The following is a 22,988-nucleotide window of genomic DNA, read 5'->3' on the forward strand; positions in this document are numbered from 1 at the left end:
TTCTTCCTCCTTAAAGAGCTTCTTTAAGTGTTGTGATTACACGCTGGTAGTTTGACGTTCGCATCAAATTGCTGACAGATAGATGGACTGCATCTGGTGCTAGCGACCGCGCTTGCTTTGTCAGCTCTTCTTTGGTAATTACCAATGATGAAGCATCCGCTTTTAGATTATCGATATGAACCTTTTTAAGTGATAATGAGAGAGATTCTTTCGCTAATAAGTCTTGAAAAACCTTTCTCGCCATGGTCGCTGAGCCTTCACGATCGTCATGGGCAAGAATAACTTCATGAATGCCCTTTAATTCCTCTAGAGGCAGTGGCTTATAATTTACTGCTTTCGTTTTTTTCTCTTCCTCAACTCCTGAGCCTGACAATGTGGCCACGATCTCATTATATTTAGGAGAATTCAAAAAATTTTCTACAGCAACAAATGTTGCATTTGGTGCTTTTAATTTTGCCCGCTCTTGTAACTCTTTTTGTGTCACAATCAATGTATGCGCATCATCTGTCAGATTATTGATTGCTTGATTGGTGACTTGTTGAGCCAAACCAGCATCTTTAACTTTCTTACGCAAAATGGAAGCCCCCATTGCACTTGAACCCATACCAGCATCGCAGGCAAAAATAATCTTCTGAATGCCTGTTAACGATTCTAGAGCCACTCCTTTTGAACGCTGTTTTGCTTGGTGTATTTCTTGTACCTTCTCATCAAAATTATCTACAGTGTCTTTGGCATCGGCTTTTAGAATTGCTGCCGCCACAAGAAACGATACGGTTGCTCCAACAGCAATCCCTGCTAAAACAGAGACGACACTCATCACTGAATTCAACGGTGTCATCGCTAAAATAGCAATAATCGAACCTGGAGAAGCTGGTGCCCTTAAACCTGCACCTAATAATTGAAAAGTGAAACTCCCAGAAACACCTCCTGCAATAACAGCTAAAAACATTAATGGCTTCATCATCACATATGGGAAATAGATTTCATGAATACCACCTATAAAGTGGATAATGATTGCTCCTGGAGCAGATGATTTTGCCGCGCCTTTGCCAAAGAAAGTGAATGCTAATAAAACACCTAATCCAGGCCCTGGGTTTGCCTCTAATAAATATAGAATTGATTTACCAAACTCGCTTACTTGTTCCGTACCTAATGGAGTCAGAATTCCGTGATTGATGGCATTATTCAAAAATAGGATTTTGGCAGGTTCAATAAAAATATTTGCTAATGGAATCAGATGTGCATTGACAATCACTGCAACGCCTGCTGCCATTACTTCTGTCAATGTGTTTACAACAGGTCCAATGACAACAAAGCCTAACAGAGCCAAAGCAAAACCTAGAAGACCCGCAGAAAAATTATTGACTAGCATCTCAAAGCCTGCCCGCACTTTATCTTGAAAAAATTCATCGAACTTCTTAATCGTATATCCGCCTAATGGCCCCATAATCATTGCACCTAAAAGCATTGGGATGTCTGTTCCCACAATGACCCCCATTGTAGCGATTGCCCCAACAACTGCGCCCCGATCTCCAGCAATTACTTTCCCGCCCGTGTATCCAATCAGTATCGGTATTAGATAAGTCAGCATCGGACCGACCATTGAAGCAAAGGATTCATTTGGCAGATAGCCATCTGGAATAAAGAGAGCCGTTAACACGCCCCATGCAATCAATGCGCCAATATTGGGCATTACCATACTCGACAATGTACTACCTAGTTTTTGGACCCTCGACTTTAAAGACGCCTTCCTGTCTGCTTGTACTTGTTCCATCTTCATTCTCCTCCCAACTTGTTTTTACACCTTGATTGTAGGCGCTTTCCCAAAGCTTCGAAAGTCGTACTTTGTCACAGGAAACTGTGCCAAAATTTGTCTCTTATCTACAAAAAAAAGCCATGCATAATGCATGACTAATCAATAAATGCCCTTTTCTACTCTTCTAGCGATAGTATTTTTTGGACTTCCTCTATTGTAGCGGCGTCGCTTAATAGTTTTACATTTTGGATATCTGAACAAAAAAAAGCAATTTCTTGCAAGCATGACAACTGCTTTTCTTTGAGAACAACCACAAACAGAATCGTAGTAACCTTTGATTCTTTTGCATCACCAAAATCGACACCGTCTGGTACTTGAACAAGACAAATCCCTTCTTCATTAATCCATTTGTCTGCCTCTTCTTCTCCGTGAGGCAAGGCTACAAAGTTTCCTATATAAACACCATATTTTTTGTGTCGCTGAATTAAACTGTTTATATACTGAGGTTGAACCATTTTTTGGTCTACTAAGAATGTACCTATCTCATGCAATGCTTCTTCTGCACTTTGGAATCGCTGATCTAACAAAATATGTGTTGCTGGAATATCCACTATTTTCTCCTCCCCATTATTGTTTGATTTCTTCAATCAAAAGCGTAGCAAGCAATTGATAAATGATGGAAAAATTTCCTGAATTAAATATTTCTGTATTGAGATCATTCATAATGATGGAACCGCTAATCCTCCCTAAGATTTTACTGCTTTGCTCATCGATTGGATAAGGAGCGAGCATAACTAACAAGCGAGTTACGTTAATCTCTTGTTTATCCATCGCATAAAGTGATAGTCCTTGTGATAAATCAAAGATTTTGAAAACTGGTTGCAAAATTTCTGTACTTGACGCATGAAAAAGGGCAAAGTGAGTCTTCGGTATTCCAACAGGGGCTTGTAAATAGCGCTTCACTAATTTATTGGCTACTTTTTTTCTGTCTTGCACTAACGCTTTGGAAAAATGTTTCATCACTTCAGATAATGTTTCTTCTAAGTTGGGGCCATTGTCAATCGTTTGAAGAGTAAACAATTCTAATAAGCGGTTAATCTCCTCAATAAATGCTAGAACATCTTCATAGGTATCTTCCCTAGTAGAAACTGGCGTAGGTATTGCATGAGAAAGTCTCTTTTTCTGACTAAGCAGACGAAATTCTTCTTTTAGTTCCTGAATGTCTTCTTCCAATAAAATAGGAGATACTAGCTTATATTTTCCTCGATAACCTGGCAACAAAGATGTGGAAATCACCAAGTCGTAGTTGCCCTCAATTTTATCCTGTTCGATATCCCCCACACGGAAAAAAGTAATTTTATTGATAAATGGAAATTGCTTTCTTAGCTGCATCTCTAACAAACTAATTGAAGCCAGTCCGCTTGGTGATACACCTGCAATATTGACTTCCATCACTTTAGGATTCTTTTCTAATGAGTTTGCGAAGTGCAATACCATATAGGCAATTTCTTCTGTTGAAAACTGCTGTTGTGGGAAAACAAGCGGTAAGCTTAAACGGATTGCTTCTGCAATTTCCTCATATTGTTTCATTATTTTTTCTAAAATTGGATTGTTTAGATGGTTCTCTTCCAAAATCGCTCGGGTCATTACCCCAGAAATATGTGTTAGCAACATTTTATATAAAATTTCATCTTCAAAAAAATCAACCTCAGTGTGCTGGCTAATCAGTTCGATCAACCGTTTTACCTGATATGCCAAAGTTGTATCAAAATTCTCTTCAAAAAAATCGCGGTCAAAAGAATTAGAAAAATCCCCTAATAAAATCGCAAAAAAAACTATTTCATTAACCGAATACAACCGCTTCGTTTGTTCAGCAACTTGAGCAAAAATCTGTTTAGCTACCTTCAGCAAATCTTTGTTGATTTGACTTGGATAACTTTCTTCCTCTACTGAAAATCCTGTTGCTACTCGCTCCATGGCTAAAGCAAGCATAATACCAATAAAAGCCAACTTGCGATCACTTAACTCAGGATATTTAGGTTCAACCACTTCTCTTATAAGATCTTGCGCTAAAATCAAGTACTGTTTTTCAATAAACTCAAATAAAAAATGCGCCGTTTGTTCTGCTTCAGGAAAATGAAAAAACTGGTATTCATTTATTTCCATCATCAACGTATTTGCTGCTACTAAACGTCGATGTTTTTCTGGTCCTTTGAGCTCATATCCTTGATTACGGACAATTGTCAACGGAAGGCGCGCCAAACTTTCTTCTAATTGTTTAATATCAGAAAAAAAAGTAGTATTACTGATTTGATAGAGCTCTAAAAAACGATGGCTACTAATCGGCTTAGCAGTAGTTGCTAATTGCAGCAAAATCCTATGTTGTCGCTCTATTGACGCAAACTCTTGGGATGGATCAGACATAATTGCTTCTTGCAGCTGAGTGATACTATTCCCGACAATGACTCGAAAATGTCCACGACCTTCTTTTTCTAAGGATGCCCCTACAGTACGCAACGAATTCTCTAAATTGGCTAGTTCGCGGTAGACAGTCCGCTTACTTACTTTCAAAAGCTGCATCATTCGGTCCATAGAAACAGGACCGTTACTGTTCATTAGCTCAGTCAACAAAATAGTTTCACGCTTAGTCAAGAACATAGGCGACTCCTTCTGTCATCAATTGACGATATTTGGAAGTTGTCACTAAATCATCGACAACTAAGTGGGTGACATTTGTTAATGCAGCCATTTGCTGAAAATATTTTTGAACGATATATAATGCCTCTGGATTAAACTGGGTTGTCTCAATATCTTCTTTCTTTACCTCAATAGGTATGGCTAATTCATTGGCAATTTTACGAACGATTGCAACAGCCATCGTTTGAGCGCCTCTTTTCTTGCCTTCATACAAAAAAATCAATGTTGGGATTTTTTCCCCAACTTTAAAAGAAACATTTGCTACCGTTTCTTGCTCTTGCTTTAAAAGTTTAACTAGTGTTTCATACTCTGATTCCGCTAAAAAGTTACTCAAGAAGTAATGTTGTGCTTGAGGTGTCTTTGTTTGAGCTAAAGCACCAAGCCCTGATTGGGTAATAACTAAAAGATCTTCTCCATCCTTCAACTGATAAATTGAATTATAATCGACAGGTATGGAAATGGCTGCTTCTTCTAAATGTTTAGTTAATAAACTTGCCCCAATTGCGCTAGATCCCATCCCTGCGTCGCATGCAACGATAATTCTCTTTACTTTATCCATACATATTGTTCCTTCCGTACTTTTTTCATTCACTGAGTGATAGGTCAAAACAAAATAGGCAACAAAAAAAGAAACAAGCGTGCTTACCAATACTCCAGCTAATACGCCTGACCACATGTGATTTGGCGTATTTGTTAAGATAGCCAAAATAGAACCTGGTGAAGCCGGTGATCGTAAGCCAACTTTACTCATTTGAAAAATAAATGTACCAGTAGCTCCACCTAAAATCGGTGCGATAATCAATAATGGGTTCATTAAAATAAATGGGAAATAAACTTCATGAATACCTCCTATTGCTTGCACAAATGCAGCAGCAGTCGCCCCATTTCTTGCTTTTTTAGAACCATACCTCATACATGCAAACAAGACGCCTAAACCAGGACCAGGATTGGCTTCAAGCAGAAATAAAATCGACGTTCCATGAATACTGGCGCCTTCAACACCCAACGGCGTAAATAGACCATGATTGATAATATTATTAAAAAAAAGAACCTTTAGTGGCTCCAGAAAAAGATGAATAGCAGGAAATAAATTCTGCTTGAGAAAAAAATCAACTAAATGATAACTTTGTTGACTAAGCTGATCGAGCAAAGGGCCAAATACAAAAAAGTTACATAAAAATAGAAGACCTCCAATTAAGCCTGCAGAAAAATTACGAAAGAGCATCTCATAGCCAGTCTTTACTTTTCGAGAAAAGATATGATCAAAAAATCGAAGCATGCCACCCGTTAACGGACCGATAATCATTGCTCCAAAAACTTGTGGAAATCGAGAGGTTAAAATCATCCCTAAAATCGCAATTGCTCCTGAAACTCCACCTCTTGTTGGTTCAACCATTTTTCCGCCAGTGTAAGCAAGCAATATTGGTAAGAGAAAATGTAAAATAGCTTCTTCTGACTTGATCAAAATCCCCTGATCCGCATCTAGTACGGGTACGGCAAACGCAATGACTGCCCATGCAATAAAAATACTTACATTTGGCATCATCATATCAGAAAAATAATGAGTATAGAGTTTTAAAAATTGAATTGTTTGTCCTCTGTCTTTTATTCCCTTCATCCTCCTCACCTACCTAACACTAGTATAATTTGGTTTTCTCCAAAAAGGAATAACCATAGATTATGCTTCCTCCTTTTGAATGTACCAAAAAAGCTGACGAAAAACGTCAGCTTAAGTTATTGCCTTATTTTTACCATTTTTTATTTAATTAACACGCACAGCAAAACTTGGTGCGTAATAAGAGTAGCTGCTAACTGAAACGCTTTGTCCAGTGGTAGGTGCATGAATGTATTGTCCCCCACCAAGTGCAATAGCCACGTGGTGCGTACTTCCGCGCGATCCCCAAAATAATAGGTCACCAGCTTTTGCTTCATTGATTGAGATAACCGTGCCAGAATACTCTTGATCATAGGTCACACGAGGTAATGAAATTCCTACTTTTGCAAACACATATTGAGTAAAACCAGAACAATCGAATCCGTTCGGTGTCGTTCCGCCCCAGACATATGGTGTACCAAGATATTTCATTGCTTCTGAAACAATTGCTGACCCGTTTACAGATTGTGAAGGAACGTTTGTATTGTTTTCTGGTTTATTTTCAGGCTTATTTACAATTGTTTCTTGTTTTGGTGTATCATTTTCTACTGAGTCACTTGTTCCGGTACTGTTAGTACTGGAAGATTCATTTGTTGAGCTTGATTCATTTGAGCTTGACTCATTCGACGAAGTTGATTCGCCTGTTTTTGTTGTACTACTTATGCTTGATTCGGCTTGCGCAGCTTCTTCACGTTCTCGAGCTGCTTTTGCCGCTTCTTTTGCGGCAGCAATTCGTGCCTGTTCAGCCTGATAGCTTTCTTTTTGTTTTTCTAGGTCGGCTTTTTCATCTTCTTTAGATGATTGTTGCAAAGCAAGATCTGCTTGCAAAACATTCAAGTCTGCTTGCTTCGATTGAAGTGCTCCTACTTGTTTCTCAAGCTCAAGTTGATTTGCTTCAATTTCTTTTAGTTTTTTATCATTTTCATTTTTTTTCGTTTTAACCGCTTCTTGATCCGCTTTTTGTTGTTGAACCAATTCGTTATTAGCACTAACAATCGTCGTCATAGCTTGAACGCGACCGATAGCATCCGTTAAAGAATCTGCTTCAAGAACGGCATCGATAAAATTGGTGCTTTGTCCATTCACTTGGACATCTCTTGCTTGTTCTTGAATCGCTTTTTCCCGTTTTTCAATACGAACATTCAAGTCGTCGATTTCTTTTTGTAATTTTTCTGAATCAGCATGTAAAGTAGATTGTTGCGTCAATAATGCTTCAGCTTTTTCATTGATAGCTGCAACATCATTTTCCAATGCTTTGATTTGTGCTTGAGCATCAGCTTGTTGATTTTTTAAGTTACTGATTTCTTGATCTTTTTGTTCAATTTTGCTATCAAAGTCGGCTGCTGCGACAAGTGTTGGTGCTACAACTGAAGTAAGCGCAATGGAACTCACTAATATTACTGATAGAATACGTTTTTTCACCCTTCATTCCTCCGCCTGACTTTTCATTGAAAGTTTAAGTTAATTTTAAAATATATAAGAATATCTAAAGTCTTTTTACGATAAAGCGATTGTAACATAGATACATGTCAAGCAGATAAAAAGAATGTTACAAACAGATTTCAAATAATCTACCAGATTCGATATAAAACATAACAAAAAAATGAAGCTATTCTTCTTTGAATAGCTTCATGAATGGAATAACTAAAATAACAAATAAAATAATATTTAATAGCAGTGTCGGTGCTAAGAAACGAGAGACAAAAAATGAAGTATTGACTGTTGCTATTTTAAATAACAACTGTATCCCCAAAGTTACCATTTCAAGACCCGTAACGAAAATAATCATTCCAAAAAACATGGTGAATATGTTTTGGTATAGCGTTTTATTTAAAATATACATGATCCACACAATCATCGGGAATGCGACAGCATAAATACCAATTATGCCAATATAGTAAAGGTCATACAAGCATCCAATGATCAATGCAGTTATAATCAAGTAGTTTTTAGGCAAATATCTGGCACCACATAGGAAGGCAATCAATAGTAAATGTGCACTCGCTATATAATTATCTTGCGTCCAGCGCTCAAGTAAACGGGTTAATTGTCCATCTAACAACATCATCAAGAAAAAAAATGCTCCGGCAAAGTACTTTAAATACGTATTTTTTTTCATGCCTATTTGTCACCCGCCAAACGTTTGATAATAGTAACTGCTTGAATATCATACATTTGTGCATAAGGTTTTACATATACTTTTGTATCTAATCCAAATTCATCTTTGGTGGTACTAACAACTGTCCCAACAGCAAGGTCGGCTGGAGAATTCCCTCCTAATCCCGAGGTTTGTACAACATCGCCTTCTTTCAATTGTGTACTTCCAGTCAATTGACTGATAACCAAGGACTTCTCTTTTTGATCATAACTACTTAGAATTCCAAAAGTTTCGCCGTCTTTCCCGCTGATTCGAACAGGAAAATGATTTGAATTTTGATTTTCAGAAGTCAACAATTCGATTTTTGAAGATGCTGCATTCACTTCAATCACACGCCCAATCAAACCTTTTTGGGACATAACCGCCATATTTACTTCGACACCATCTTTCGTGCCACGATCCACAACAAGCATGTCTTGCCATGTATCTGGTGAACGATTAATAACATTGGCAGTAATTTTTTCATAGTTAGTCAATGTTTCGTTTAACTCAAGCTCTTCTTTCAATGATTCGATTTCTCGCTTGTAATTTTCATTTGATCGAGCAATCTCATCATAACTATCGATTTTCTCTTTTAAACGTTCGTTTTCTTCATACGTGACAAAAAGTTTCTTTACAGAGTTTGCACCGGTTTCGATCCACCGTACTGGAGCTGTAATCACCTTGTCCACGATACCAATCGTGTCGTTGACTGCCGATTGCACAAAACTGGATGAATTCCCAACTGCTCTTCTAGCAATCGTCACACTCAACACAGAAACAACTAAAATCACAATAATTAATGTGATTATGATATTTTTATTAGGATTAAACTTTTTCACAAAGACACCTCAATGAGTTCCAAACTGATAGCCTTAATTTTACCACTAAAACGATGTAAACAAAAGTTAAGTTGTACGTCTTAATGCTTTTTTTGTAATTAGCTTTCTGAAATTTTCGAAAATAAAAAAAGAGACTTGAATGTCTCTTAATCTTTGCTTTGAATAACAGCAATAATTCCCGTTTCAAATATAAAAGATGCTTCATCCGTTATGAATTCGTTACTAGCAAATGATGTAGGATGTTCAACCTTCACATTTTCCAATAGGTATTTGCTTTCCAATAATGAAAGATTGTCAATGGGAGTCAGACAACAATATGCCAGATATTTCATGCCCTTTTCTTTACGTATGGAATACTTCCCTGGTAAAAAGAACCGAATAACATTTTGCTTATCTAATAGACTAATATTATGAGCGAAAGGCTGAAACCTTTTCTCCAGTACAATCCATAAATTTGCTAAAAAATGATCGATTCTTCCACCAGTTGCGCCGATAATATCAATCTTTGCATTGGGAAAATGCTCAATAGCCATCAATAATGCGAGTTGCGTATCCGTATCGTCTTTTTCTGCCGGAGCTTGAAAAAAATTTTTTGCATTCTGTCGCACTCGTTCTCTTTCTTCAGAAGAAAGAGAGTCAAAATCACCAATCGCAAAATCTAAAGGCAAACCCTCCTCAAGCAGATAAAATGATCCCCGATCAATACCAATGTATTTATCATACTTCTTTAGAGACGGCCAAGTTTGCTTTTTGCCACCTGCAACTAGAAGAATATTCATTTATTGCAACACTTCTTTCAATGCTTTGATTTGATCAGCAGGACTGTCCGCGTCGTAGATGTAGCTACCAGCAACAAACACATTGGCACCAGCTTCTAAACAGATCCGAGCTGTTTTTGGAACGATTCCACCATCTACTTCGATATCATAGTGATACCCGTTTTTCTCTTTCAATTGTGCTAATTCCTTGATTTTAGCAACTGTTTCTTCGATAAAAGATTGTCCACCGAATCCAGGGTTCACAGTCATTACCAATACTTGATCACACATGGATAGTACATGTTGGATAGCAGCTACTGGCGTACCAGGATTGATAACAATTTCCGCCTTTACATTTTCATTTAAAATCATTTGAATTGCGCGATGAATGTGGGGAGTAGCTTCGGCATGAACTCCAATTATATCGGCACCAGCTTCGGCAAACGCATGAATATAATTTTCTGGCTGAGTAATCATCAAATGAACATCCAGTGGCAACTTAGTTATCGGACGAATAGCTTTGACAACATTTGGTCCTAAAGTAATATTAGGAACAAATTGGCCATCCATTACATCTATATGGATGTAATCCGCGCCGTTTTTTTCTACAAGTTCAATGTCCCGTTGCAGATTCGCAAAATCCGCACTTAAAATTGATGGTGCTAGTTTAATCATATTCGTTTCCCTCACTTATTTTTCTTTTTATAAATTGGACGACGATTTTCAATCTCCTCTAAAAATTGAACATAGTTTTTATACCGGGTAAGTGCAACTGTTTGCTGTTCAACTGCTTCTTTTACAGCACAATTTGGCTCATTTAAATGCATACACTCACGAAAACGACATTGGTGTGCCAATGCTAAAAATTCTGGAAACTGTTTGGGCAATTGTCCACTATCGATTTCCAAAAAGTCGATTGAGCTGAATCCAGGGGTATCAGCCACTAACCCATCATATAATGTCAATAATTCTACATGTCGCGTTGTATGTTTCCCTCGACCTAATGACTCAGAAATTTCGGCCGTTTCCAAATCTAGCTCTGGGACTATTCGGTTAAGCAATGTGGATTTTCCTGCGCCAGATTGTCCCATAAAAACTGTCAGTCGTTCCGGGAAAATTCTTTGTAACTCCAGAAGATCGCTATTATCTGCTTTTGAAACAATGACTTGGTAACCAATTTGTTGGTACAAAGCGGCAATTTTTTGAACCTCACTTTGATCACTCACTAAGTCTGTTTTACTCAAAAAGATAATTGGTTCAATCTCTTTATACTCCAGTGTAACTAAAAACCGATCTAATAGATTAAATGAGAAATTAGGCTGGATCAAACTTGTCACCACTACACCTTGATCCACATTGGCCACTGGTGGACGTATCAATTCATTTTTTCTCGGCAGTATCTCTAACAAGTATCCATCAGTTGGATTACTACTTTCAAAAATAACTTCATCCCCAACAAGCGGCGTGATTTTTCTGTTTCTGAAGTTTCCTCTTGCTCGAGTTTGAAAGATAGTATCTTCAGACTCTACATAATAGAATCCACTAAGAGCTTTGATTATTTGTCCTTTCAAAAATTCTCCTCCTCATTTCTTTTTATTGTAACATATTTATAACTCGTGAATAAATTTCTCACCAATAAAAAAAGCCTGAAGAAGACTCTTCAGACAAAAAAATCGGGAAGACAGGATTCGAACCTGCGACCCCTTGGTCCCAAACCAAGTGCTCTACCAAGCTGAGCTACTTCCCGATAATAGATATTAAAAAATAAAAAGACTACGCGCCCAAGAGGAGTCGAACCCCTAACCTTTTGATCCGTAGTCAAACACTCTATCCAATTGAGCTATGGGCGCATATTAAGAAATGCCGAGGACCGGAATCGAACCGGTACGGTGATCACTCACCGCAGGATTTTAAGTCCTGTGCGTCTGCCAGTTCCGCCACCCCGGCTGATTGCGATGGCAAAAGCGGAAAACGGGGTTCGAACCCGCGACCCCCACCTTGGCAAGGTGGTGCTCTACCACTGAGCTATTTCCGCGTATTCCTGATGCCGGCTAAAGGACTTGAACCCTCGACCCTCTGATTACAAATCAGATGCTCTACCAACTGAGCTAAGCCGGCAATGAAGTGCGGGTGAAGGGACTTGAACCCCCACGCCCGAAGGCGCTAGATCCTAAATCTAGTGCGTCTGCCAATTCCGCCACACCCGCATAGGTTATTACTATGAGCCGTACAGGGCTCGAACCTGTGACCCTCTGATTAAAAGTCAGATGCTCTACCAACTGAGCTAACGGCTCATATGGGGGTTAACGGGTTCGAACCGCTGACCCTCTGCTTGTAAGGCAGATGCTCTCCCAGCTGAGCTAAACCCCCATAATTTAAAAAAAACGCGTGGCGACGTCCTACTCTCACAAAGGGAAACCCTTCACTACAATCGGCGCTAAGAAGCTTAACTTCTGTGTTCGGCATGGTTACAGGTGTATCCTTCTCGCTATCGCCACCACACTATTTAATTGAGTAAGTATTGCTCACTCAAAACTGGATCGAAGAATCAAAACTCTTCCGAGTTTCCTTGCTTTTTTCAATCGTGGTTAAGTCCTCGATCGATTAGTATCAGTCCGCTCCAACCATCACTGGCCTTCCACTTCTGACCTATCTACCTGATCATCTCTCAGGGATCTTACTTTCTTAAAGAAATGGGAAATCTCATCTTGAGGTGGGCTTCACACTTAGATGCTTTCAGCGTTTATCCCTTCCCTACATAGCTACCCAGCGATGCCTCTGGCGAGACAACTGGTACACCAGCGGTAAGTCCATCCCGGTCCTCTCGTACTAAGGACAGCTCCTCTCAAATTTCCAACGCCCGCGACGGATAGGGACCGAACTGTCTCACGACGTTCTGAACCCAGCTCGCGTGCCGCTTTAATGGGCGAACAGCCCAACCCTTGGGACCGACTACAGCCCCAGGATGCGACGAGCCGACATCGAGGTGCCAAACCTCCCCGTCGATGTGGACTCTTGGGGGAGATAAGCCTGTTATCCCCAGGGTAGCTTTTATCCGTTGAGCGATGGCCCTTCCATGCGGAACCACCGGATCACTAAGCCCGACTTTCGTCCCTGCTCGAGTTGTAGCTCTCGCAGTCAAGCTCCCTTCTGCCTTTACACTCTTCGAATGATTTCCAACCATTCTGAGGGAACCTTTGGGCGCCTCCGTTACCTTTTAGGAGGCGACCGCCCCAGTCAAACTGCCCATCTGACACTGTCTCCCAGCCCGATAAGGGCTGCGGGTTAGAGTGGCCATAACGCAAGGGTAGTATCCCACCATTGCCTCCATCGAAACTGGCGTCCCGATCTCTACGGCTCCTACCTATCCTGTACATGCGGTACAGACACTCAATATCAAACTACAGTAAAGCTCCATGGGGTCTTTCCGTCCTGTCGCGGGTAACCTGCATCTTCACAGGTACTAAAATTTCACCGAGTCTCTCGTTGAGACAGTGCCCAAATCGTTACGCCTTTCGTGCGGGTCGGAACTTACCCGACAAGGAATTTCGCTACCTTAGGACCGTTATAGTTACGGCCGCCGTTTACTGGGGCTTCAATTCGTACCTTCGCTTACGCTAAGCACTCCTCTTAACCTTCCAGCACCGGGCAGGCGTCAGCCCCTATACGTCATCTTTCGATTTTGCAGAGACCTGTGTTTTTGATAAACAGTCGCTTGGGCCTATTCACTGCGGCTGCTCGTTAGAGCAGCACCCCTTCTCCCGAAGTTACGGGGTCATTTTGCCGAGTTCCTTAACGAGAGTTCTCTCGCTCACCTTAGGATGCTCTCCTCGACTACCTGTGTCGGTTTGCGGTACGGGCCATTGTTTTCTCACTAGAAGCTTTTCTTGGCAGTGTGACATCAGAAGCTTCGGTACTATTATTTCCCTCCTCATCACAGCTTGTCCTTGAAAGTAGAAGCATTTGACTCCCACTAAGACTCACTGCTTGAACAGACATATCCATCAGTCTGCACTTCTTAGCCTCCTGCGTCCCTCCATTGCTCAAACAAAAACAACGGGTACAGGAATATCAACCTGTTGTCCATCGCCTACGCCTGTCGGCCTCGGCTTAGGTCCCGACTAACCCTGGGCGGACGAGCCTTCCCCAGGAAACCTTAGTCATACGGTGGACAGGATTCTCACCTGTCTTTCGCTACTCATACCGGCATTCTCACTTCTAAGCGCTCCAGTAGTCCTCACGATCTACCTTCAACGCCCTTAGAACGCTCTCCTACCAATGCACCTTATGGTGCACTCCACAGCTTCGGTAAACTATTTAGCCCCGGTACATTTTCGGCGCAGGGTCACTCGACTAGTGAGCTATTACGCACTCTTTAAATGGTGGCTGCTTCTAAGCCAACATCCTAGTTGTCTGTGCAACCCCACATCCTTTTCCACTTAATAGTTATTTGGGGACCTTAGCTGGTGGTCTGGGCTGTTTCCCTTTCGACTATGGATCTTATCACTCACAGTCTGACTCCCGGATATGAATGAATGGCATTCGGAGTTTATCTGAATTCGGTAACCCGAGATGGGCCCCTAGTCCAAACAGTGCTCTACCTCCATCATTCTCAATTCCGAGGCTAGCCCTAAAGCTATTTCGGAGAGAACCAGCTATCTCCAAGTTCGTTTGGAATTTCTCCGCTACCCACACCTCATCCCCGCACTTTTCAACGTACGTGGGTTCGGTCCTCCAGTGCGTTTTACCGCACCTTCAACCTGGACATGGGTAGATCACATGGTTTCGGGTCTACGACAACATACTCATTCGCCCTATTCAGACTCGCTTTCGCTGCGGCTCCGTCTCTTCAACTTAACCTCGCATGCTATCGTAACTCGCCGGTTCATTCTACAAAAGGCACGCTATCACCCATTAACGGGCTCTAACTTGTTGTAGGCACACGGTTTCAGGATCTATTTCACTCCCCTTCCGGGGTGCTTTTCACCTTTCCCTCACGGTACTGGTTCACTATCGGTCACTAGGGAGTATTTAGCCTTGGGAGATGGTCCTCCCGGATTCCGACGGAATTCCTCGTGTTCCGCCGTACTCAGGATCCTCCTAGGTGTGAGCCAGATTTCATCTACGGGGTTTTTACCCTCTTTGACATACTTTTCCAAGTATTTCGACTATCTGTTTCAACTACCATATCGGAGTCCTACAACCCCAACAAGCAAGCTTGTTGGTTTGGGCTTTTCCCGTTTCGCTCGCCGCTACTCAGGGAATCGAATTTTCTTTCTCTTCCTGCAGGTACTTAGATGTTTCAGTTCTCTGCGTCTACCTCACAGCTGCTATGTATTCACAACTGTGTAACATCCTATAAAAGATGCTGGGTTCCCCCATTCGGAAATCTCTGGATCATAGCTTACTTACAGCTCCCCAAAGCATATCGGTGTTAGTCCCGTCCTTCATCGGCTCCTAGTGCCAAGGCATCCACCGTGCGCCCTTATTCACTTAACCTTTGACCTTACGGTCGCTGAGTACTTCTTCTAGCGATAGAAGGTTGCTCAAGAAAATAAGCGTTGAACTTATTAAAAAACTCTTTAACTTGTCAACTCGGTGTGTGTTACTTGTTTTGATTTTCTTCGATATCCAGTTTTCAATGAACAAACTATTTTGAGAGTAAACCTCTCAAAACTGAACAAAGGCAAACGATGTGTAGTCTTCCGTACTATTCCTTAGAAAGGAGGTGATCCAGCCGCACCTTCCGATACGGCTACCTTGTTACGACTTCACCCCAATCATCTATCCCACCTTAGGCGGCTGGCTCCAAAAAGGTTACCTCACCGACTTCGGGTGTTACAAACTCTCGTGGTGTGACGGGCGGTGTGTACAAGGCCCGGGAACGTATTCACCGCGGCGTGCTGATCCGCGATTACTAGCGATTCCGGCTTCATGTAGGCGAGTTGCAGCCTACAATCCGAACTGAGAGAAGCTTTAAGAGATTAGCTTAGCCTCGCGACTTCGCAACTCGTTGTACTTCCCATTGTAGCACGTGTGTAGCCCAGGTCATAAGGGGCATGATGATTTGACGTCATCCCCACCTTCCTCCGGTTTGTCACCGGCAGTCTCGCTAGAGTGCCCAACTAAATGATGGCAACTAACAATAAGGGTTGCGCTCGTTGCGGGACTTAACCCAACATCTCACGACACGAGCTGACGACAACCATGCACCACCTGTCACTTTGCCCCCGAAGGGGAAGCTCTATCTCTAGAGTGGTCAAAGGATGTCAAGACCTGGTAAGGTTCTTCGCGTTGCTTCGAATTAAACCACATGCTCCACCGCTTGTGCGGGCCCCCGTCAATTCCTTTGAGTTTCAACCTTGCGGTCGTACTCCCCAGGCGGAGTGCTTAATGCGTTTGCTGCAGCACTGAAGGGCGGAAACCCTCCAACACTTAGCACTCATCGTTTACGGCGTGGACTACCAGGGTATCTAATCCTGTTCGCTCCCCACGCTTTCGAGCCTCAGCGTCAGTTACAGACCAGAGAGCCGCCTTCGCCACTGGTGTTCCTCCATATATCTACGCATTTCACCGCTACACATGGAATTCCACTCTCCTCTTCTGCACTCAAGTCTCCCAGTTTCCAATGACCCTCCCCGGTTGAGCCGGGGGCTTTCACATCAGACTTAAGAAACCGCCTGCGCTCGCTTTACGCCCAATAAATCCGGACAACGCTTGCCACCTACGTATTACCGCGGCTGCTGGCACGTAGTTAGCCGTGGCTTTCTGGTTAGATACCGTCAAGGGATGAACGTTCTACTCTCATCCTTGTTCTTCTCTAACAACAGAGTTTTACGATCCGAAAACCTTCTTCACTCACGCGGCGTTGCTCGGTCAGACTTTCGTCCATTGCCGAAGATTCCCTACTGCTGCCTCCCGTAGGAGTCTGGGCCGTGTCTCAGTCCCAGTGTGGCCGATCACCCTCTCAGGTCGGCTATGCATCGTGGCCTTGGTGAGCCGTTACCTCACCAACTAGCTAATGCACCGCGGGTCCATCCATCAGTGACGCAAAAGCGCCTTTCAACTTTCTTCCATGCGGAAAATAGTGTTATACGGTATTAGCACCTGTTTCCAAGTGTTATCCCCTTCTGATGGGCAGGTTACCCACGTGTTACTCACCCGTTCGCCACTCTTTTTCTTTCGGTGGAGCAAGCTCCGGTGAAAGAAAAAGCGTTCGACTTGCATGTATTAGGCACGCCGCCAGCGTTCGTCCTGAGCCAGGATCAAACTCTCATAATGATTTGTTTGAACGATCCATAGGATCGTTAAGCTCAAATAAAATTAACTTTGCTAGCTATTGCTTGCATGTATTTTGCTTCATAAATGAAGCGCCCTACACATTGGTTCGTTTGCTTGCTTTGTTCAGTTTTCAAAGGTCTACTGCGCTGCGTTAGCAACTTTTAAATCATATCAGACCGACAAGTGAATGTCAACTCTTTTTTAAAAGTTTTTTTCGAAAGTGTTTATTCAACAACTTCCTGTGCGTCATCAGCGACTCCATTAGAATAACAAATGAATTGTTATTTGTCAACAACTTTTTTCAATCTTTTTTGTTGCTGCATCAGCATCAAATTGATTTCTTAAATTTGCGACTTCGTTATAATATCATCTGTTGGTTCTGGCGTCAACAACTTTTTTCATTTTCTTTTAGAAATGATTTTTTGTCATTTGGCACATGTAATAATATAGCAACTATCTTGCCATTCGTCAACAGTAAAATCATTGATATTTCAACGTTTCTAAATACTGCGGTTCCATCATATATTTTAGTTAATTCTATGGAATAATCTCTCCATTTGGAAACTATGATGATTATTTGAATTCTCAATGTTCGGTTTTTATTCTTGTTGTAAGTATTATTTCCTATCATTCTTATAAATTTAAGTATGATTTTATCAATTTCCTAGAATATTTGCTAAAATAGGAGAAAAGAATATTGTTCCTAGGAGGATTTATATGAAAATACTTGTTGCTGATGATGATAAAGAGATTGTTGAACTATTAAGTATCTATCTTCATAATGAAGGTTATGAAGCCGTCAAAGCTTATGATGGTAAAGAAGCTTTAACAAAAATTAGAACTACTCCAGATATTGAATTACTGATCTTGGATATCATGATGCCTGAAATGGATGGCATGCAGGTTGTAAAAGAGTTGCGAAAAGAATCTCAAATTCCAATCATCATGCTAACTGCTAAGACTACTGATATGGATAAAATACGAGGTCTAGTTGCTGGTGCAGACGACTATGTAACAAAACCATTCAATCCTTTGGAAGTGATGGCTCGCGTCAAGTCTCTGCTCCGTCGAACAAAAATGCAAGCTCCCTCTAATCAGCCAGATATCTTAGAAGTTAGCTCATTGATCATTAATCGTGATTCTCATGAAGTAAAAACAATCACCGGAAATGAGATCCAATTGACCGCTCTTGAATTTGGTATTCTCTACCTATTAGCATCCCATCCGAATCGTGTATTTAGTGCTGATGAAATTTTTGAGCGTGTGTGGAAGCAAGAGAGTGTCGTGTCAGCCAAAACCGTAATGGTTCATGTGAGTCATCTGCGTGATAAGATAGAAGAAGCAACTGATGGCGAGAAAGTCATTCAAACAGTGTGGGGAGTTGGCTATAAAATAGATGCGAAGTAATCCAATAGAAAAAAAGAAACGTATCACCCTCACTTCTAAAGAAATCAGTGAATTATTTGCAGAAGGAATCGTTACTGTAATCCTTTTACTTCTATTAAATGTCGCGATTTTAGTCATTTTGACTTCTATAAGAGAGAATTCACCGTTGTTAGTGGAGGCGATCTATGAGTCAAAAAACGCTTTTACTTCTGCTTTTAACACGGATATTTTTCAAAGTGGCCGCAATTTCATTATCCCTTTGTTCTTTTTATTAGATGTGATTGTTTTGTATTGGCGTTTGATTCGTCGATACCGTCAAATGCAACTACGGCATATTATTAGTGAGCTTCATTATATTGCAGAGGGAAATTATGATCATCGTATTCCATTTGAACTGCGTGGTGACCTCAATCGGATTGTTTCAAATATTAACGGCTTGGTAGATAGTACCGTCGCCGCCATTGAAGATGAACGAAGGATCGAACAGTCGAAGGATGAATTAATTACAAATGTTAGTCACGATATCCGAACCCCTTTAACTTCTATTATTGGTTATCTAGGCCTGATTGAAGATCGTCAATATCATTCTGAAGAAGAGTTATTGAAATATACTCATACCGCTTATGTCAAAGCAAAGCAAATGAAATCTTTAGTAGACGATCTTTTCGAATACACAAAAGTAAGACAGCCTAGCGTCCCAATAAATGTCATTTCTTTTGATATGGCGCAATTAGTCGAACAACTAGCTGCAGATTTTGAATTAGAAGCATCTCGTAAAGGAATAAAGATTGAGACTCACACTCGCCCAGAGCACATTATTATGGACGGTGATACTGAGAAGCTTGTACGAGTTTTTAATAATTTATTGTCTAATGCTTTAAAGTATGGAAAAGGCGCTGACAAAATCGTAATGGAAGTGGAAAAAGTAGGAACAGAAGCCATTCTAACAGTTAAGAACAATGGACAAATGATTCCCAAACATTCATTAGACTCCTTATTTGACCGCTTCTATCGAGTGGAGGAATCACGTTCGCAGGAAACTGGGGGAACTGGACTTGGTCTTGCCATTGCTCAAAGCATCGTTGCCTTGCATGGTGGCTACATTTTTGCAAAATCTACTCCGGATTGGACCTCTTTTATTATCCATCTCCCATTAAAGAGAAATGATTTATCAAATACCCAAAACTATGGTTGACGAACTAACGCTTTTTCGCTATTCTAGAGAAAATACTTACTAATAAAGCATAGAACCTAGTACATTTTTTACTTTTTCAGAGAACTGATGGTTGGTGAGAATCAGTAATGGAAAGAATGGAATCCAGTTCATTAAAAGTGTATCTTTTGAAAGAAAGATCGTGTGCCCACGTTACGGGCAACAAGGGCAGCGTTATGCTGAACTCGGGTGGTACCGCGAAAGATCTTTTCGTCCCAAGAATAGGGATGAAAAGGTCTTTTTTTATATGAAAAACAAGGGGGAAGAATTATGTTAGATATTAAAATGATTCGGCAAAATTTTGACAAAGTCCAAACAAAATTACAGACTCGCGGAGTAAAAAAAGAAGTATTAGAAGAATTCTTAAAGTTAGATGAAAGGAGACGACAACTCCTAGTAGAGACAGAAGAATTAAAAAAAGTTCGAAATGAAGTTTCTGCAGAAATAGCTCAACTAAAACGAGCAAAAAAAGCAGCAGATGATAAAATTACTGAGATGAAAGAAGTCGGTACTAAAATCAAGTCTCTTGATGACGAGATTGCAAAAATTGATTCAGAAATCAAATTGATCGCAACGACATTACCTAATCTGCCTCATGACTCTGTCCCAGTTGGAAAAGACGAAGATGACAATGTTGAAGTAAGACGCTGGGCTACACCAAAAGAATTTGATTTCGAAGCAAAGCCTCATTGGGATATTGCCGAAAACCTAGGAATATTAGATTTTGAACGAGGTGCAAAGGTAGCCGGTAGCCGGTTTGTCTACTATAAAGGATTAGGTGCCCGTCTTGAACGAGCTTTATATAACTTTATGCTAGACCAACATGTTTATGAGCATGGGTACACTGAGATGATTACTCCATATATTGTTAATAGCGATGCAATGTTTGGAACTGGACAGTTTCCTAAATTCAAAGAAGATGTTTTCCAATTAGCGGAAACAGATCTTACCTTGATTCCTACTGCTGAGGTTCCTTTAACGAATTATTATAATGGAGAAATATTGGATCTTGACCAACTACCGGTTTACTTCACAGCATTAAGTCCTTCTTTCCGCTCAGAAGCTGGAAGTGCTGGTCGTGATACTCGCGGATTAATTCGATTACATCAATTCAACAAAGTTGAAATGGTCAAACTAAGTGAAGCAGCACACTCTTATGAAGAATTAGAAAAAATGACTGCAAATGCAGAAGACATTTTACAAAAATTACAACTTCCTTATCGAGTAATGGCATTGTCTACAGGTGACATGGGCTTCTCTGCTGCTAAAACGTATGATTTAGAAGTATGGATTCCAGCACAAGAAACATATCGAGAAATCAGTTCGTGTTCTAATTGTGAAGATTTTCAAGCACGTCGAGCAATGATCCGTTATAGAGATAACGATGGCAAGATTCATTACATGCATACATTAAATGGTTCAGGACTAGCAGTCGGTAGAACTGTTGCTGCCGTATTAGAAAACTATCAAAATGAAGATGGTAGTGTGACTATACCAGAAGTACTAGTTCCTTATATGGGTGGAGTTACCCGAATTGAAAAAAATTGAAGAACAAGGTAGGATGAGAATTCCTACCTTTTTTCTTTAAATATTCTAAGAAATACCCCCCTATTGTTGAAACTATATTACAGTTATGTTACGTTTATTTTACTTTATGATGATAAATGGAGGGATAAAGTCATATGTCTGACAAAAATACCTATGCACGTCGTAGCCAACGTCACAAACAAGAACCTGATACCTGTGAAAATACAAATCAATTGAATGAAGCTGTAAAGCCCAAAACCGGAAACGAAAACAAACAACCAAAAATACCGAAGAAAAAATCTAATTATAGCAAGTATATATTCGCATTGTTTACCGCACTTATTCTAGTAATTGTCGCTACTGGCGGCTATATTGTTTATACATTAAAACAGCAAGAAGCAGAAGCTCAAGCCAAATATGAAACTGCTGCAAAAAATCTCATGGCTTCAATCCAAGAAGAGCAAGACCAAAGTGGAATTTCAACGAAAATAGATACTATAAATGACGGAGAAAATAAGTGCCTTGTTTACCGTCCAGTTGATGAAAATACTGTTCCTTTCAAAAATGCAAACCAGCTCTTAGACGAGCTTGCTCAAAAGCAACAAAAAAAGCATCGTGAAAAAGAAGTGCTTACAGTTGCCAGAATAAAAGCAACAGCAATATCTTCTAAAATTGGTCAGTATAGAATTGAAGCAGATAGTTTTATCTGGGATCGCAGTAAGGAAAATTTTAAAAAGCCAGACAGTATTTCTGAAAAAGCCATTTATGTTTCCGAAAAAACTGGCAAAGAAATCACAAATAAGGATTTGATTCCAGATGAAGGAAGTCTCTTAGGTATTCAACAGGTGATTCAGCAATCCATACTTGATCAAGCCAAAGAACCTGAAAAAATCATTGATGCTGTATTAACAATGGATAGAATTTCTTATGATAGTAAAATGACTTATACACCTGATGAATTGACTATCGTCTTACCAAAAAATTCAACTGGAACTTCTAAAGTCACTCTAAAATACAAAGATATTGCGCCATTCATTGATACAGATCTGGTTTCGCAAGAAAGTATAAAAGATACATTACCTGCATTAGATGAAAATAAAAAGTACGTCGCTCTTACTTTTGATGATGGTCCAAATAATAGCTCAACACTTGATTTGTTGAATATACTAAAAACAGATAACGTGAAAGCTACTTTTTTCATGTTAGGACAGATGGTGGATCAAAATCCAGATGTTGCAAAACAAGTCCACGACGAGGGTCATGAGGTAGCAAGTCACTCGTATTCTCATCCACAATTGAATACACTTTCGACAGATGAATTACAAAGTGAAATAAATAAAACCAACAAAGCTATTTTCAAGGCTACAGGCGTCTTGCCTCGCAATATCCGTCCCCCTTATGGCGCTATTGATAAAAAAAGTGCTGAAACAATTGGCATGCCAATTATTCAATGGGATATTGACTCACAGGATTGGAAATCAAAAAATCCTGGAACAATCAATAATGTTGTTAAACAGAATGTCTTTAATGGCGCAATCATCTTAATCCACGATATCCATCCTGAATCAGTCAAAGCTGTACCAGGATTGATCTCTATGTTAAAACATGAAGGATACGAATTTGTGACGATCGATCAACTATTGTCAGGAAAACAAAAACCATTGCATCAATATTTTGGTATGAATGATGAACGACTAGTAGAATAAAAGAAAAGCGAACGTATTGGCGTTCGCTTTT

General features: G+C 40.4%; 14 protein-coding genes, 8 tRNA genes, 3 rRNA genes and 1 other annotated feature. Of the genes, 4 read left to right on the plus strand and 21 right to left on the minus strand.

Annotation, left to right across the window (positions count from 1 at the left end; translation table 11 throughout):
- Positions 1-10: 10 nt before the first annotated feature.
- The 21 genes from FE005_RS04440 to FE005_RS04540 form a co-directional block, all read right to left on the minus strand.
- Positions 11-1,774, minus strand: a complete 1,764-nt coding sequence (locus FE005_RS04440) for a PTS mannitol transporter subunit IICBA (protein WP_138371385.1) — start codon at positions 1,772-1,774, stop codon at positions 11-13.
- A 158-nt stretch (positions 1,775-1,932) separates the two neighbouring features.
- The gene (locus tag FE005_RS04445) at positions 1,933-2,370 is read right to left on the minus strand and encodes a PTS sugar transporter subunit IIA (RefSeq protein WP_175413567.1); all 438 of its coding nucleotides are present in this window, start codon (positions 2,368-2,370) and stop codon (positions 1,933-1,935) included.
- 13 nt (positions 2,371-2,383) lie between these two features.
- A complete protein-coding gene (locus FE005_RS04450) occupies positions 2,384-4,414 on the minus strand; it encodes a BglG family transcription antiterminator (RefSeq protein ID WP_003128812.1) in 2,031 nt (676 codons plus the stop codon).
- Positions 4,401-6,071: a PTS transporter subunit EIIC gene (locus FE005_RS04455; RefSeq protein WP_138371386.1), complete on the minus strand. Its 1,671-nt coding sequence runs from the start codon at positions 6,069-6,071 to the stop codon at positions 4,401-4,403. The genes FE005_RS04450 and FE005_RS04455 overlap by 14 nt, the downstream gene beginning before the upstream one ends.
- A 144-nt stretch (positions 6,072-6,215) precedes the next feature.
- Entirely contained in the window at positions 6,216-7,529 is a 1,314-nt protein-coding gene (locus FE005_RS04460; RefSeq protein ID WP_138371387.1) for an NlpC/P60 family protein, read from the minus strand.
- Between the two features lie 187 nt (positions 7,530-7,716).
- Complete coding sequence (gene mreD / locus FE005_RS04465) at positions 7,717-8,226, minus strand: rod shape-determining protein MreD (RefSeq protein WP_060815004.1); 510 nt, start codon at positions 8,224-8,226, stop codon at positions 7,717-7,719.
- A 2-nt stretch (positions 8,227-8,228) separates the two neighbouring features.
- Positions 8,229-9,086, minus strand: coding sequence for a rod shape-determining protein MreC (gene mreC / locus FE005_RS04470; RefSeq protein WP_005469711.1), 858 nt, complete (start codon positions 9,084-9,086; stop codon positions 8,229-8,231).
- Between the two features lie 146 nt (positions 9,087-9,232).
- Positions 9,233-9,865 carry a thiamine diphosphokinase gene (locus FE005_RS04475; RefSeq protein ID WP_138371388.1) on the minus strand — a complete coding sequence of 211 codons (633 nt, stop codon included), beginning with the start codon at positions 9,863-9,865 and terminating at the stop codon, positions 9,233-9,235.
- Entirely contained in the window at positions 9,866-10,519 is a 654-nt protein-coding gene (gene rpe / locus FE005_RS04480; protein WP_081131189.1) for a ribulose-phosphate 3-epimerase, read from the minus strand.
- Between the two features lie 11 nt (positions 10,520-10,530).
- Entirely contained in the window at positions 10,531-11,415 is an 885-nt protein-coding gene (rsgA, locus tag FE005_RS04485) for a ribosome small subunit-dependent GTPase A (RefSeq protein WP_003128803.1), read from the minus strand.
- Between the two features lie 102 nt (positions 11,416-11,517).
- Positions 11,518-11,591, minus strand: a tRNA-Pro gene (locus tag FE005_RS04490).
- A 29-nt stretch (positions 11,592-11,620) separates the two neighbouring features.
- Positions 11,621-11,694, minus strand: a tRNA-Arg gene (locus FE005_RS04495).
- 11 nt (positions 11,695-11,705) lie between these two features.
- Positions 11,706-11,791, minus strand: a tRNA-Leu gene (locus tag FE005_RS04500).
- Positions 11,792-11,807: 16 nt separating this feature from the next.
- Positions 11,808-11,879: transfer RNA gene (locus tag FE005_RS04505), tRNA-Gly, on the minus strand.
- 10 nt (positions 11,880-11,889) lie between these two features.
- Positions 11,890-11,962: transfer RNA gene (locus FE005_RS04510), tRNA-Thr, on the minus strand.
- Between the two features lie 7 nt (positions 11,963-11,969).
- Positions 11,970-12,051: transfer RNA gene (locus FE005_RS04515), tRNA-Leu, on the minus strand.
- 14 nt (positions 12,052-12,065) lie between these two features.
- Positions 12,066-12,138, minus strand: a tRNA-Lys gene (locus FE005_RS04520).
- A 3-nt stretch (positions 12,139-12,141) separates the two neighbouring features.
- A tRNA-Val gene (locus FE005_RS04525) sits at positions 12,142-12,214 on the minus strand.
- 16 nt (positions 12,215-12,230) lie between these two features.
- Positions 12,231-12,346 (minus strand): 5S ribosomal RNA (rrf, locus tag FE005_RS04530).
- Between the two features lie 82 nt (positions 12,347-12,428).
- Positions 12,429-15,343, minus strand: a 23S ribosomal RNA gene (locus FE005_RS04535).
- A 222-nt stretch (positions 15,344-15,565) separates the two neighbouring features.
- A 16S ribosomal RNA gene (locus tag FE005_RS04540) occupies positions 15,566-17,125 on the minus strand.
- Together the 16S, 23S and 5S rRNA genes with 8 tRNA genes alongside form the textbook arrangement of a ribosomal RNA operon.
- 717 nt (positions 17,126-17,842) lie before the next feature.
- On the opposite strand from FE005_RS04540, the gene FE005_RS04545 reads away from it, so the two are divergent.
- The 4 genes from FE005_RS04545 (at position 17,843) to FE005_RS04560 (ending at position 22,957) form a co-directional block, all read left to right on the plus strand.
- Positions 17,843-18,532 (plus strand): response regulator transcription factor, encoded by a 690-nt coding sequence (locus FE005_RS04545; protein ID WP_003129151.1) that lies wholly within the window; start codon positions 17,843-17,845, stop codon positions 18,530-18,532.
- On the plus strand, positions 18,522-19,706 hold the full coding sequence (locus FE005_RS04550; RefSeq protein ID WP_081132412.1) for a cell wall metabolism sensor histidine kinase WalK: 1,185 nt from the start codon (positions 18,522-18,524) through the stop codon (positions 19,704-19,706). The genes FE005_RS04545 and FE005_RS04550 overlap by 11 nt, the downstream gene beginning before the upstream one ends.
- A 41-nt stretch (positions 19,707-19,747) precedes the next feature.
- Positions 19,748-19,945 (plus strand) — a binding site (T-box leader).
- A 49-nt stretch (positions 19,946-19,994) separates the two neighbouring features.
- Positions 19,995-21,272: a serine--tRNA ligase gene (gene serS, locus FE005_RS04555; protein WP_005473111.1), complete on the plus strand. Its 1,278-nt coding sequence runs from the start codon at positions 19,995-19,997 to the stop codon at positions 21,270-21,272.
- Positions 21,273-21,406: 134 nt separating this feature from the next.
- Positions 21,407-22,957, plus strand: a complete 1,551-nt coding sequence (locus tag FE005_RS04560) for a polysaccharide deacetylase family protein (RefSeq protein WP_103300728.1) — start codon at positions 21,407-21,409, stop codon at positions 22,955-22,957.
- Positions 22,958-22,988 lie beyond the last annotated feature (31 nt).

Origin of the sequence: Enterococcus sp. M190262 (assembly GCF_005843965.1) — a bacterium.
Classification (GTDB): domain Bacteria; phylum Bacillota; class Bacilli; order Lactobacillales; family Enterococcaceae; genus Enterococcus_D; species Enterococcus_D gallinarum.

What these genes read in the sequence shown, in the direction of transcription:
- rpe (WP_081131189.1), bottom strand. Translation starts at nt 10,519, where the DNA reads ATGATTAAACTAGCACCATCAATTTTAAGTGCGGATTTTGCGAATCTG.
- FE005_RS04440 (WP_138371385.1), bottom strand. Translation starts at nt 1,774, where the DNA reads ATGGAACAAGTACAAGCAGACAGGAAGGCGTCTTTAAAGTCGAGGGTC.
- FE005_RS04560 (WP_103300728.1), top strand. Translation starts at nt 21,407, where the DNA reads ATGTCTGACAAAAATACCTATGCACGTCGTAGCCAACGTCACAAACAA.
- FE005_RS04545 (WP_003129151.1), top strand. Translation starts at nt 17,843, where the DNA reads ATGAAAATACTTGTTGCTGATGATGATAAAGAGATTGTTGAACTATTA.
- FE005_RS04550 (WP_081132412.1), top strand. Translation starts at nt 18,522, where the DNA reads ATGCGAAGTAATCCAATAGAAAAAAAGAAACGTATCACCCTCACTTCT.
- mreD (WP_060815004.1), bottom strand. Translation starts at nt 8,226, where the DNA reads ATGAAAAAAAATACGTATTTAAAGTACTTTGCCGGAGCATTTTTTTTC.
- FE005_RS04450 (WP_003128812.1), bottom strand. Translation starts at nt 4,414, where the DNA reads ATGTTCTTGACTAAGCGTGAAACTATTTTGTTGACTGAGCTAATGAAC.
- serS (WP_005473111.1), top strand. Translation starts at nt 19,995, where the DNA reads ATGTTAGATATTAAAATGATTCGGCAAAATTTTGACAAAGTCCAAACA.
- FE005_RS04455 (WP_138371386.1), bottom strand. Translation starts at nt 6,071, where the DNA reads ATGAAGGGAATAAAAGACAGAGGACAAACAATTCAATTTTTAAAACTC.
- FE005_RS04475 (WP_138371388.1), bottom strand. Translation starts at nt 9,865, where the DNA reads ATGAATATTCTTCTAGTTGCAGGTGGCAAAAAGCAAACTTGGCCGTCT.